This is a genomic window from Cobetia sp. D5, from assembly GCF_035666195.1.
In the GTDB taxonomy this organism is placed as follows: Bacteria; Pseudomonadota; Gammaproteobacteria; order Pseudomonadales; family Halomonadaceae; genus Cobetia; species Cobetia amphilecti.
Window position 1 is genome coordinate 716,027 of sequence record NZ_CP142020.1, and the last position, 12,031, is coordinate 728,057.

Sequence of the window (12,031 nt, forward strand, 5' to 3'; positions counted from 1 at the left end):
TCACTCGCCGCTGATGTGCGCACGATGCTCGGCCGAGGGCGGCGCGTCACCTGTGGCATCTTCCAGACGGCATACCTGTACCTGACGAATGCGACGATTGTCCGCATTGAGCACCGTGAAACGCCAGCCGGCGAAATCGGTGGATTCCTGACGGCGCGGCATGTGACCGAAGCGCTGAATCATCAGACCGCCGATGGTGTCGAATTCCTCATCGGAGAAGTCGGTATCGAAGTGCTCATTGAAGTCATCGATGGTGGTCAGCGCGCTGACGGCGAATTGGCCATCGCCCAGCTCGCGGATGTCCTCATCCTCATCGGTGTCGTGCTCATCCTCGATATCCCCGACGATCTGCTCGAGGATATCCTCGATGGTGACAAGGCCTGCCGTGCCGCCGTACTCGTCGATGACCACCGCCATGTGATTGCGGGTCTCGCGGAATTCCTTGAGCAGGCTGTTGAGGCGCTTGGATTCGGGGATGAACATCGCCGGACGGATCGCTTCGCGCAGATCGAAGCGCTTGCGCTCGCTGTCATTTTGCAGAATCAGCGGCAGCAGGTCCTTGGCCAGCAGGATGCCGAGCACCTCGTCGAGGTTCTCGTCGATGACGGGATAGCGGGAGTGAGCCGATTCGAGAATCAGCGGCAGGTACTCCTCCGGGCGCTGATCGACCTGAATGGCCTGCACCTGGGAGCGGGGGATCATCACCTCGCGCACCTGCTGGTCGCTGATTTCCAGCGCGCCTTCGATGATGGCGATGGCGTCCTGATCGAGGTTGAGGCGTGGGCCTACCTCAGCCAGAAACTGGAGCAGCTCGCTACGGGAGCTGGGTTCGTCGGTGTCGCTTGAGAAGGCGCCGAACAGCTTATCGAGCCAGGTTTTCGATTGGCTTCCCGATCGGTCTTCGCTCATGCGTTAGTTTCTCTTTTCCTCGGTGGCGATACCCCATCGTCGTGGTGGTATCGGGGCAGCCGAGCGACCCGGGGACAAGCCCCGAGTCGCCCGACGGCGGGTGCTGCCGATGCGCAGGGGCGCCGGCATCAGTGATTCTCTTCCCGGTAGGGGTCGGCGATGCCGAGCCCTGCCAGCACATGGCGCTCGAGCGCTTCCATGCGTTCGGCTTCATCGTCCTCGATATGGTCATAGCCGAGCAAGTGCAAGGTGCCATGGACCAGCATGTGGGCGAAATGATTTTCCAGCGACTTGCCCTGTTCCCGCGCTTCGCGGGCGACGACATGCACGCTGATGATCAGGTCGCCCAGAAAGCGCTGCTCATCAAGAACTTGTTCATCAAGAGCCTGCTCAGCCGCGGTCTCGGGAGCCGCAGAGCCGAGGGCAGAGGTCGAGAAGCCAGAAGGCGCGGCATCAGAGACGTCTGCCTCATCAGCTTCGCTCATGGCGTCTGACGCCAGCATGACATCGTCGCTGTTGTGACCGTCGAGACCTTCCTCTTCACCGGCGTCCAGATCGCCCTCCGGCATGCCCGCAAGCGGCAGGCTGTCGTCATCGCCTTCCTCGGCGAAGCGCGCAGCCAGTTCCGGCGGCAGGGCGAAGTCGTCCAGATCCAGCGGCTCATGCGGGAAGGACAGCACGTTGGTCGGGGAGTCCTTGCCGCGATAATCGCGATTGAGGCCCTGACTCTCGGCTTCTTCCACCAGACGCACGGTCAGCTCGTACGGCGCCGCGGCGGCGCTGGCATCGCGCTCCAGCGCGCCGTCTTCCGCGGCGGCCAGCAGCGCAGCCGCCACCCAGGCTTCCAGCTGATGGCTGGCCGGCAGCAGCTGGCCATCGAATTCACTCTCGCCGATGGCCAGTTGCAGGTCCACGACGACCGCAGGGGCTTCGCTCACTGGCTACCTCCCGTCGGGGTGCTGGCAGGCGGCACGTTGCTCTGGGCATTCAGCGCCGCCATGCGGGCTTCGCGCTCGGCCTGACGCTGCTCGCGACGCTCGCCTTCCTGCTGCTCTTCCGCGGCTTCGAAGGTGTCGTAGGCCTCGACGATGCGCTGCACCAGCGGGTGACGCACGACGTCCTTGGCCAGGAAGCGCGTGATGCTGATCCCCGGCGTGTCCTTGAGGACCTCCATCACGTGCGCGAGACCCGACTGGGTGCCACGCGGCAGATCGACCTGCGAGACGTCACCGGTGATGACGGCGGTGGAACCGAAACCGATGCGCGTCAGGAACATCTTCATCTGCTCGCGCGTGGTGTTCTGGGACTCATCGAGAATGATGTAGGCGTTGTTGAGCGTCCGGCCGCGCATGTAGGCCAACGGCGCGATCTCGATGATCTGGCGCTCGATCATCTTGTTGACGTGCTCGAAGCCGAGCATCTCGTACAGGGCGTCGTAGAGCGGGCGCAGGTAGGGGTCGATCTTCTGGGCCAGGTCTCCCGGCAGGAAGCCGAGCTTCTCGCCGGCCTCGACCGCCGGACGCACCAGCAGGATGCGTCGCACTTCGTTGTTGTTGAGCGCTTCCACGGCAGCGGCGACGGCAAGGTAGGTCTTGCCGGTACCGGCCGGACCGATGCCGAAGTTGATGTCGTGATTGCGCATCTCGGTGACATAGCCCTGCTGATTGAAGCCGCGCGGGCGCACCAGCACCTTGGGCGTGCGGATCACCACATCACCGTAGGTGGCGCCCTGGTCTTCGGCGGCCTCGACCAGCGCCTCGACGCCGGATTCCTGCAGGAACAGATGAACAGTCTCGGCATCGACTTCGCCGGCACCGGTCTCGCGATACAGATGCTCCAGCACGTTGGCGGTCGCCTTCACGGCGGCCGCAGGGCCTGCGATCTGGAAGTCATTGCCGCGATTGCGCAGGGTGACACCGAGCCGGGATTCGATCAGCTTGAGATGCTCGTCGCGCTGGCCGGTCAGGCTGGCCAGACGCTGCGGGTCTGCCGGCTCAAGCGTCATGTTGAGAATGCGATTGGCTTGCTGTGACTGGTGGCTCAAGGCGTCGAATATCCTGATAGTGATGAGTGACGATGATGCTTGGCGATGAGGGGCAGCCGCGATGGCGGATACCTGCGCGTAATGCACGGGGCGCTCTGCCCGCCACGGCGCATGACGGCGCCATTTCAGTGTCAATGGTGACGCGTTGCCGAAGTCTCAAGAGAGCTTAATGCGCGCTGGCCGTACAGGGCAATTGTCCTGTACGGCCAGCGTGGCTATCTGCTTGATAGTGGGGGCTGATGGCGCCTCGTCAATGTCGTGAGCGACGAGCGATCAATAGCGGTAGGGCGAGCTGAGCTCACCGCGCAGCGAGTTGGGGTAGGCCTCGGTGATCTCGACATCCACCAGGTAGCCGATCAGCTCGGTCGGGTTGGCGGCGCGGAAGTTGACCACCCGGTTGTTCTCGGTGCGCCCTGACAGCAGTCCCGGGTCACGCGGCGAGAAGCCGGAGACCAGGATGCGCTGGGTGGTGCCGACCATCTTGCGACCGATCTGCATCGCCTGCTGGTTGATGCGCTCCTGCAGGATGAGCAGGCGCTCCTTCTTCACTTCTTCCGGAGTGTCATCTTCCAGATTCGCCGCCGGGGTGCCCGGACGTGCGGAGTAGATGAAGCTGAAGGAGTGATCGAAGCCGATCTGGCCGATCAGGTCCATGGTGTCCATGAAGTCCTGATCGGTCTCGCCCGGGAAGCCGACGATGAAGTCGGAGGAGAAGCTGATGTCCGGGCGCAGCGCGCGGATACGCTCGAGCTTGTCGATATAGAGGTCACGCTCGTGGCCGCGCTTCATGGCCGCCAGGATGCGGTTGGAGCCCGACTGCACCGGCAGGTGCAGGTGGCTGACCAGCTCCGGGATCTCACCGAAGGCCTCGATCAGCGAGTCCTTGAACTCCAGCGGATGCGAGGTGGTGAAGCGGATGCGGTCGATGCCCTCGACCTGCGCCACGCAGCTGATCAGCTCGGCGAGGTCGATCTCCTCGCCCAGCTGGTTGAGGCCGGCGTAGGCGTTGACGTTCTGGCCCAGCAGGTTGATCTCGCGCACGCCCTGGTCGGCCAGGTGGATGACTTCATCCATCACCTTCTCGAAGGGGCGCGAGACTTCCTCACCGCGGGTGTAGGGCACCACACAGAAGGTGCAGTACTTGGAGCAGCCTTCCATCACCGAGACGAAGGCGCTGGCACCGTCGCTCTTGGGCGCGGGCAGGTTGTCGAACTTCTCGATCTCGGGGAAGGTCACGTCGACCACGGAAATCTGCTTGAGGCTGTCGCGGCGGGTGTCGAGCATCTTCGGCACGCGGTGCAGGGTCTGCGGGCCGAACACCATGTCCACATGCGGGGCACGCTTGCGCAGGTTGTCGCCTTCCTGACTGGCCACGCAGCCGCCAACGCCGATCACCAGGTCCGGGTTCTTTTCCTTGAGCTTCTTCCAGCGTCCCAGCTGGTGGAACACCTTCTCCTGCGCCTTCTCGCGGATGGAGCAGGTGTTGAGCAGGATGACGTCTGCTTCGGATTCGTCGCTGGTGACTTCCATCTGATGCGATTCGCCGAGCAGATCCGCCATGCGCGCGGAGTCATACTCGTTCATCTGGCAGCCGTGAGTCTTGATGAAGAGTTTCTTCGCCATTGCCTTGTGTGAACGCTCTGAGCTGCGCGCCCGGGCTTCGTGCGCCTCGCGCCCGGGCACATGATGGCGGCGGGCAGCGTCAGCGGTCAGGAGAAGCGGGCGCGACTTGTAATGAATGAGCCCCGGCGCCGATGGCTGGCCGGGAATCGAGGGCGCGACGATACTGTGCCAAGCGGCACGCTGATCGGGTCGAGGCCAAAATCGGGACGGCACAGTATAGGAGTCTGCCGGTCATGCGGCCAGCCCTGTCGCATCGCTGTCAGCAATGAGGAGGATGCCTGCCAACCACCGGTTCAGCCTGATGGTGGCTGTGGTATCCTCACGAGAAAGCCCGCGCATGCCCTGACGCTACAACAGGGGCTTGGCATGTTTCATAGTTATCAGGCAGGTGTTGCGCAACGCACATCAGGCTGTCAATGGCTTGATTTGTTGAGGTTTTCATGCCGATAGCCCGGCTGCCTGAGCTGGTTAAAATTTGATCGATTTGTTGGCGGGGCAGGCATTTCGCCGTGCGCAGACCTGCCCCTTTGAGGTTGTCCCAAGACTTATCCACAGAAAGTGTGGATGTCTGAAGACACTGAAATGACAGTCTCGGATTTTTCTCGCGGCAATTTCGTTACCGTACGTCCAAGCGCGACAGCGATGCCAGGCAGGACGCCTTGCATTGCGCAACCTGGCAGACACCGCATGGGCAGACAGGGCGAGCCTTCCTTCGCCCAAAAGCGGTCGATCATGTTCGGCATGTGGGGACGCAGGATTCAGCGCGCTTGCTCCTCGTGCCCACACGCCTGACACGGTCGGCTTACGCCCTTAGACAGCCATGAAGAACACGATATGACGCGATTCTCCATTACCAGCACCCCTTCATCTTTCGGTCTCCTGTCACCCCGATCGCCGTGTTCGACGCTTGCGCGCTCACTGCGCCGTGTGGTGCTGGGGGCTGGCGTCGCCGGCAGCCTGCTGCTGGGCGCACCGCTGGCCAATGCGGCCACCGACCGCTGGGTCGCCGATGACCTCACCACCTTCGTGCGCAGTGGCCCGACGGATGGCTACCGCATCGTGGGCACGGTGGAAGCCGGCCAGCCGGTCGAGCTGCTCGAGGTCCAGAATGACTACAGCAAGATCCGCACCGCCAGCGGCGACGTGGTGTGGCTTCCCTCCGCTGACCTGCAGGACACCCAGAGCGTCAATGCCCGGGTGCCCGAGCTGAGCGCCAGGGTCAAGGAATTGACTGCCAAGCTCGATGGCATCAATGAAGAGTGGGAAACCCGTGTCGAGGACATGAAGACCGGCCTCGAGACGCGTCAGGCGCGCATCGAGGAGCTTGAGCAGGCCAGCAACAGCCAGTCAGCCGAGCTTGCCCAGGCGCGCAGCAAGATGCAGGACATGGAAACCAAGCTCGATACCAAGAAGCAGGACCTGCTGATGCGCTACTTCATGTACGGCGGTGGCGTGGCGGGTGTCGGCCTGCTGGTCGGCCTGATCGTGCCGCACCTGCCGCGTCGCAAGAAGAAGCGTCACGGCTTCCTGTAAGGCATCCCGGTAACCGATAGCAGAGGGAGTGCGCCAGCTCATGTCGGCACAAGACACGACGATGGACGCGACGCCGGCCAGTGACCCCTGGCTGGCGCGATGGCAGGAAGGGCGGATCGGCTTTCATCTGCCCGCGACGCATTCGGCGCTGGAGCGCTGGTGGCCGCGGCTTGAGATCGCGGCGGGCGCCAAGGTGCTGGTGCCGTTGTGTGGCAAGAGTCTCGACATGCGCTGGCTGGCGGCGCAGGGCTATCCGGTGCTGGGCATCGAGCTTGCACGCCAGGCCTGTGAGCAGTTCGTCGCCGAAGGCGCCGGGGATGTCTCGCGCTATCGGCTGGAGCACTTCGAATGCTTCCGCCAGGGCATGGTCGAGCTGTGGTGCGGAGACTTCTTCCACTTCCATATCGACCATGTCGATCATCTCGACGCCTTCTATGATCGCGCCGCGCTGATCGCCTTGCCGCCGGCCACCCGGCAGCGTTACGCCTTCCATCTGGCGCAGCTGCTGCCCCCGGGCGCGCGTGGCCTGTTGATCAGTCTCGAGCGGCAGACGGAGCAGCATCAGGGCCCGCCGTTCCATGTCGCCGAAGACGAGATTCGTCAGCTGTTGAGCGCCAACTTCACGCTTGAGGTGCTGGAGCGTCGCGCCCCGGATGAGCGCGGCCTGCGTGAGACGGTATGGGGGCTGGTGCGCAAGGGACCGCGTCGCTGACGACTCAGGGGTAGCCTTGTCAGTCAGATCCAGTCTTCTTGAAAGCCCAGTCCTCATGAAAAACGCTACCGCCGCCCAATGGGCGGCGGTGGCGTTTTCGTTGGTGGCGAACGTGCTGATCGAGCTTGCTGATCGAGCCTACTGGTCGAGCTGGCGGATCAGCGTGGTGTCCTGGAAGGCGCGAGTCAGCGCATCGCCGATCACCTCAGAGACCATCTCGGTGTTCTTCTCCTGGCTCGGCTTGAGGGCATAGCCCTGATCACGCGTCGCGGTGTAGCTGCCGGTATAGCGCTGCTTGCCGGACACGGCGACGGCCTTGATCACGCCATTGAGTGTCGCGGTATCGGTGATCAGGCCGCCACGCTTCACGCCATAGGCCAGCTCGGTCAGCGAGATGGTCAGCTCTGCTGCGCCCTGGTTGGCCTGCTCGGCGGACACCGGCACGAAGCCCATGCGGCGCAGGGCGCTGACGGTCTGGGCCTCAAGCTTGGGTGTCAGGTCGCCGGTCGGCACGACCAGATAGCTCGAGGCATTGGTGGCGCCATCGCGAGAGCCGATGCGCTCTGACGGACGCTCATCGAGCACGTCCACCACCACCTGTTGCCCGTGGCCGACCACGCCCATCTCGCCGACCTGCGGATTGACGTACAGGCGCTGCGGGCTGGTGCCGCAAGCGCTGAGAAGTGCCGCCGTGGCGATCAGTGCCACGCTCATGCAGGTGGTGCGCAACTTGTGCATCATCATCGGGGTTCCTGGGCCTGAGGCCGGTTGTCATGGGAGTCATCTCGGCCATCCGTTGCCAATATAGAGCCTGCCGCGCGGGATGGCCGGAGCACAATGGCGCGAGTATAGGGCCAGAGTGGCGCCTGAGCGTAGTGGAAATTCAGGCTCACGCCTGTCCTCTGCAAGCGACAGTGGTTGAGGTTCATGGCCCGTAGCCCATGGCTCATGCGCCGTCGACACGTCTGCTCAAGGCCAGCAGGCCCAGCAGCGGGCCGGGCAGCAAGGCCAGCAGCAGCAGGCTGCCGTGGCCGGCGATCAGTGGCGTGAGCAAGGCGATCGAGACCAGCGACAGGCTGAAGCCGAAGGCATTCATCATCGCCAGGGCGCTGGCCTGCAGCTCGACCGGGGTGCCGCCCGCGGCGAGCGCCGAGAACTGCGGCGAGTCGATCACGGCCAGAAGGCTCCACAGCGCCAGCAGTGCCAGCAGCACGCCGTAACCGGCCTCAAGCTGCGTGGCGGCGACGAAGACCAACGTCAGCGTCACCGAACCGGCGAGCCCGAGACGCGCGACCCACAGGCTGCCTCGGCTGCGCGAGAGCCAGCCCCCGATGACGCAGCCGGGCGCGCCGATGGCGATCACCAGGAAGCTATGCCAGGCCAGGGTGGCAGGAGAGAGCGTCACGCCTGTCGCGCTGGCCATCTGGGTCAGCAGCAGAGGCGTCAGGGCCCACAGGGTGTACAGCTCCCACATGTGGCCGAAGTAGCCCAGTGCGCCGCGTACGAAGCCGGGATATTGCCAGGCTGCCAAGCCTCGTGTAGCACGTGCGAGAAAGGTGTTGCGGCCGTCTTTCGCCGCTGGTGCTTGGCGGGGCGCTGAGGTGGCTTTGGCCACCGGTGGAGCCAGCAAGGCGACCAGACCGGCACCGACGATGGCCAGCAGCGAGGCGGTGCTGATGGCCGCGCCCCACGGCAGCTGCATGCCTTCGCCCTGTTGCAGTGCGGCCAGCGCATGCGGCAGCCCGGTGCCGAGCACCAGCATGCCGACCAGCCAGGCGAGCGCGGCACCGGCACGGTCCGGAGCGGTCTGCACCATCAGCTTCAAGCCGATGGGATAGATGCCGGCCAGTGCCAGCCCCGTCAGCACGCGCAAGCCTGAGGCGCTCAGCAGGCCCGGCGCGATCAACAGCGCCAGATTGGTCAGCGCGCCCAGCAGGCAGGAAGCCATGAACAGATGGCGCGCCGCGAAACGGTCCGCCAGGCCGGCAAGCCCCAGCACCAGGGTGCCGACGATGAAGCCGCCCTGCACCGAGGAGGTCAGCTGGCCGAGTGCCGAGGCGCTATCGCCGGCGAAGCCCCAGCTCGCCAGCATCGGCGTGAGTACTGCATTGGGGGTGAACCACAGGCTGGTGCCGAACAGCTGCGCGAGGGCGATCAAGGCGACCGGATAGCGGTTGGCCCATTGCCGCCAGCCAGAGATGGGTGGCGTGAGTGACTTGGTTGAGGACACGAGGGCACCTTGTAGGGCAGATGGCGTGATGGCACGGCAAGACGCGAACGGGCGACACCGAAGTGTCGCCCGTCACAGATAGCCCGCCCCATCAATGGGGTCAAGGCGTCATTGATGGGGCAGATCGGCGATGCGATGCAGAGGCTACCCCGTCGCAGCCGTGGTCTACAGCCCCATGGCCGAAGAGGTGGAGCGACGCGGGTCAGCACCGCCGTAGAAGGTGCCGTCGTCGATCATGATCGACTGGATGGCGCCCATGGCGTCCTTGGTCACCACCTTGTGGCCCATCGCCTCGAGCAGACGGATGGTGTCCTTGCTGATGCCCGCCTCGATGCGAATCTCGTCCGGCAGCCACTGATGGTGGATGCGCGGTGCGCTGACCGCCGACTGGATGTTCATGCCGCGGTCGATCACGTTCATGATCACCTGCAGCGTGGTGGTGATGATGCGCGAGCCGCCGGGGCTACCGGTGACGAGGAAGTTCTTGCCATCCTTCATCACGATGGTCGGGCTCATGGAGGACAGCATGCGCTTGTTCGGCTCGATCTTGTTGGCGACGCCACCGATCAGGCCATAGGCATTCGGCACGCCCGGCTTGGCGGAGAAGTCATCCATCTCGTTGTTGAGCAGGAAACCTGCGCCATCGACCACGATGCCGGAGCCGTAGCTGAAGTTGATGGTGTAGGTATTGGAGACGGCCAGACCATTGCCATCGGCAATCGAGAAGTGGGTGGTCTGATTGGACTCATACGGCTGCGGCTTGCCGGGCTTGACCTCACTGGAGGGCGTTGCCTTGTCGAGCTCGAACTGGGCGCGCAATTCCTTGGCGTAGTCCTTGGAGATGATGCCCGACAGCGGCACATCGACGAAGTCGGTGTCGCCCAGATACTCGGAGCGGTCGGCGTAGGCGCGGCGCATCGCTTCTGCCATCACGTGGATGGTGGCGGCGGAATTGAAGCCCATCGCCTGGATGTCATCGCCTTCGAGCATGTTGAGAATCTCGACGATGTGCGCGCCGCCGGAGGAGGGCGGGCTCATCGAGAAGATGTCATAGCCACGATAGGTGCCGTGGACCGGCTCGCGGATGGCCGGCTCGTAGGCCTTCAGATCATCCAGCGTCATGATGCCGTCGTGGCGCTCCATCTCGGCGACGATCAGCCGGGCGGTCTCACCCTCGTAGAACTCGCGCGGGCCATTGGCGGCGATGCGCTTGAGGGTCGCGGCCAGTTCCGGCTGCTTGAACAGCTCACCGGCTTGATAGTTGCTGCCATCCGGCTTGTAGAACACCTTGGCGGTGCTGTCCCACTTGGCCAGGCGGTCCTTGGCATCGCTCAAGCCCTTGGCGAAGCGCGTCGGAATCACGAAGCCGTCTTCGGCCAGCTTGATGGCCGGGGCGAGGGCCTGCTCGAGACTCAGGGTGCCGTAGTCTTCCAGCGCCTTGGCCAGGCCAGCGACGGTGCCGGGCACGCCTGCCGCGCGGTGGGTGAAGCGCGACCACTCGGAGACCGCCTCGCCATTCTCGTCCTGGAACATCGTCTCGCTGGCCGCCGCCGGGGCCTTCTCGCGGTAATCGATGGCGACCACTTCGCCGGTCTTCTCATCGGAGACCAGCATGAAACCGCCGCCACCGATATTGCCGGAGCGCGGCTGGGTCACGGCCAGCGCGAAGCCTGCCACCACGGCGGCGTCGACGGCGTTGCCGCCATCGGCCAGCACATCGCGTGCGACCTGAGAGGCCAGATAGTGGCTGGTCGCGACCATGCCGTGCTGGCCTTCCTGGGGGTGGAAGCGCTCGCCTTCCAGAATCGCGGAAGACTCGGCGAAGGCGGCGGGAATCGCCGTCGGCAGCAGGCCGGCCAGCGGCAACAGTGCGGCGGCGGCCAGCGCCTTGAGATGTCTGCGGTTTGCGAGAGAGGTGTCGAACATGAGAGGTGTCGGTTCCTGTTATCGTTATAAGAGATGCGACATGACGCGTGCAGTGCGAGGAACATGCGCAGAAGGCCAGCGAGCTGCTCACTGGGCCGAGAGAACAGCTTAACTATCAGTTGCTAATGCACCAATTTCAACTTTGCACGGCAATATTCTTGTTGGTGTCTGATCTGGAAGGGGGTGAGGTCCTGGTGTGGGGGCGGCTTGAGGGTGTGGGTCGCAGTGGAGGGCGGCGGCAGCGGACCGGCAGGCTGGCGGTGCACATTCACACAGCGCCTGTCTTTTGTGAGAGGGTGGCGTAAAATGCCCCTTCCACTTCTCGCTGGCGCCTGATGACATGTCTGAACTACTGCCGAATGACTTCAAGATTGCCCCGTCGATCCTCTCTGCTGACTTCGCCCGCCTGGGGCAGGAGGTCGAGGATGTGCTGGCCTCCGGGGCCGATATCGTCCACTTCGACGTGATGGACAATCATTACGTGCCCAACCTGACCATCGGGCCGATGGTGTGCAAGGCGCTGCGTGATTACGGCATCAGCGCCGAGATCGATGCCCACCTGATGGTCACGCCGGTCGACCGCATGATCGGTGACTTCGCCGAGGCCGGTGCCAGCTACATCACCTTCCATCCGGAAGCCTCCGACCACGTCGATCGCTCGCTGCAGCTGATTCGTGATGCGGGCTGCAAGTCCGGTCTGGTATTCAATCCGGCCACGCCGCTGTCCTATCTCGACTACGTGATGGACAAGGTCGACATGATCCTGTTGATGAGCGTCAACCCGGGCTTCGGCGGCCAGTCGTTCATCCCCGGCACCCTCGACAAGCTGCGTGAAGCGCGTCGTCGCATCGATGCCTCCGGCTACAACATCCGTCTCGAGATCGATGGTGGCGTCAAGGTCGACAACATCGCCGAGATCGCGCGTGCCGGTGCCGATACCTTCGTGGCCGGTTCCGCCATCTTCAATGCGCGCAGCGACAGCGATGCCAACCGCTACGACAGCGTATTGGCGAAGCTGCGTGCCGAGCTTGCCAGCGTGCGCAGCTGATCGCGT

At 64.0% G+C, this 12,031-nt stretch carries 10 protein-coding genes; 3 read left to right on the forward strand and 7 right to left on the reverse strand.

Annotation, left to right across the window (positions count from 1 at the left end; translation table 11 throughout):
* From U0O11_RS03000 to miaB, 4 genes are all read right to left on the reverse strand, one after another.
* On the reverse strand, positions 1–909 hold the full coding sequence (locus U0O11_RS03000; RefSeq protein WP_052384764.1) for an HlyC/CorC family transporter: 909 nt from the start codon (positions 907–909) through the stop codon (positions 1–3).
* A 128-nt stretch (positions 910–1,037) separates the two neighbouring features.
* Complete coding sequence (ybeY, locus tag U0O11_RS03005) at positions 1,038–1,730, reverse strand: rRNA maturation RNase YbeY (RefSeq protein WP_324692489.1); 693 nt, start codon at positions 1,728–1,730, stop codon at positions 1,038–1,040.
* A gap of 113 nt (positions 1,731–1,843) precedes the next feature.
* Positions 1,844–2,953 carry a PhoH family protein gene (locus tag U0O11_RS03010; protein WP_052384763.1) on the reverse strand — a complete coding sequence of 370 codons (1,110 nt, stop codon included), beginning with the start codon at positions 2,951–2,953 and terminating at the stop codon, positions 1,844–1,846.
* A gap of 273 nt (positions 2,954–3,226) precedes the next feature.
* The gene (gene miaB, locus U0O11_RS03015) at positions 3,227–4,576 is read right to left on the reverse strand and encodes a tRNA (N6-isopentenyl adenosine(37)-C2)-methylthiotransferase MiaB (RefSeq protein ID WP_192838307.1); all 1,350 of its coding nucleotides are present in this window, start codon (positions 4,574–4,576) and stop codon (positions 3,227–3,229) included.
* A gap of 834 nt (positions 4,577–5,410) precedes the next feature.
* On the opposite strand from miaB, the gene U0O11_RS03020 reads away from it, so the two are divergent.
* Positions 5,411–6,109 (forward strand): TIGR04211 family SH3 domain-containing protein, encoded by a 699-nt coding sequence (locus U0O11_RS03020; protein WP_324691617.1) that lies wholly within the window; start codon positions 5,411–5,413, stop codon positions 6,107–6,109.
* Between the two features lie 40 nt (positions 6,110–6,149).
* Positions 6,150–6,821 carry a thiopurine S-methyltransferase gene (gene tmpT / locus U0O11_RS03025; RefSeq protein WP_242007732.1) on the forward strand — a complete coding sequence of 224 codons (672 nt, stop codon included), beginning with the start codon at positions 6,150–6,152 and terminating at the stop codon, positions 6,819–6,821.
* 138 nt (positions 6,822–6,959) lie between these two features.
* Here tmpT and U0O11_RS03030 read toward each other — a convergent pair whose 3' ends face one another.
* The 3 genes from U0O11_RS03030 to ggt all read right to left on the reverse strand — a co-directional run bounded on the left by U0O11_RS03030 (position 6,960) and on the right by ggt (position 10,977).
* Positions 6,960–7,565, reverse strand: a complete 606-nt coding sequence (locus U0O11_RS03030) for a YajG family lipoprotein (RefSeq protein ID WP_052384762.1) — start codon at positions 7,563–7,565, stop codon at positions 6,960–6,962.
* Between the two features lie 202 nt (positions 7,566–7,767).
* Positions 7,768–9,051 carry an MFS transporter gene (locus U0O11_RS03035; RefSeq protein ID WP_324691620.1) on the reverse strand — a complete coding sequence of 428 codons (1,284 nt, stop codon included), beginning with the start codon at positions 9,049–9,051 and terminating at the stop codon, positions 7,768–7,770.
* A gap of 165 nt (positions 9,052–9,216) precedes the next feature.
* Positions 9,217–10,977, reverse strand: coding sequence for a gamma-glutamyltransferase (gene ggt, locus U0O11_RS03040; RefSeq protein WP_324691622.1), 1,761 nt, complete (start codon positions 10,975–10,977; stop codon positions 9,217–9,219).
* A 340-nt stretch (positions 10,978–11,317) separates the two neighbouring features.
* Between ggt and rpe the strand changes: the two genes are divergently transcribed.
* Complete coding sequence (rpe, locus tag U0O11_RS03045; RefSeq protein WP_043335268.1) at positions 11,318–12,025, forward strand: ribulose-phosphate 3-epimerase; 708 nt, start codon at positions 11,318–11,320, stop codon at positions 12,023–12,025.
* The last annotated feature ends 6 nt before the right edge of the window (positions 12,026–12,031 follow it).

What these genes read in the sequence shown, in the direction of transcription:
- U0O11_RS03000 (WP_052384764.1), bottom strand. Translation starts at nt 909, where the DNA reads ATGAGCGAAGACCGATCGGGAAGCCAATCGAAAACCTGGCTCGATAAG.
- miaB (WP_192838307.1), bottom strand. Translation starts at nt 4,576, where the DNA reads ATGGCGAAGAAACTCTTCATCAAGACTCACGGCTGCCAGATGAACGAG.
- U0O11_RS03020 (WP_324691617.1), top strand. Translation starts at nt 5,411, where the DNA reads ATGACGCGATTCTCCATTACCAGCACCCCTTCATCTTTCGGTCTCCTG.
- tmpT (WP_242007732.1), top strand. Translation starts at nt 6,150, where the DNA reads ATGTCGGCACAAGACACGACGATGGACGCGACGCCGGCCAGTGACCCC.
- U0O11_RS03030 (WP_052384762.1), bottom strand. Translation starts at nt 7,565, where the DNA reads ATGATGATGCACAAGTTGCGCACCACCTGCATGAGCGTGGCACTGATC.
- ggt (WP_324691622.1), bottom strand. Translation starts at nt 10,977, where the DNA reads ATGTTCGACACCTCTCTCGCAAACCGCAGACATCTCAAGGCGCTGGCC.
- rpe (WP_043335268.1), top strand. Translation starts at nt 11,318, where the DNA reads ATGTCTGAACTACTGCCGAATGACTTCAAGATTGCCCCGTCGATCCTC.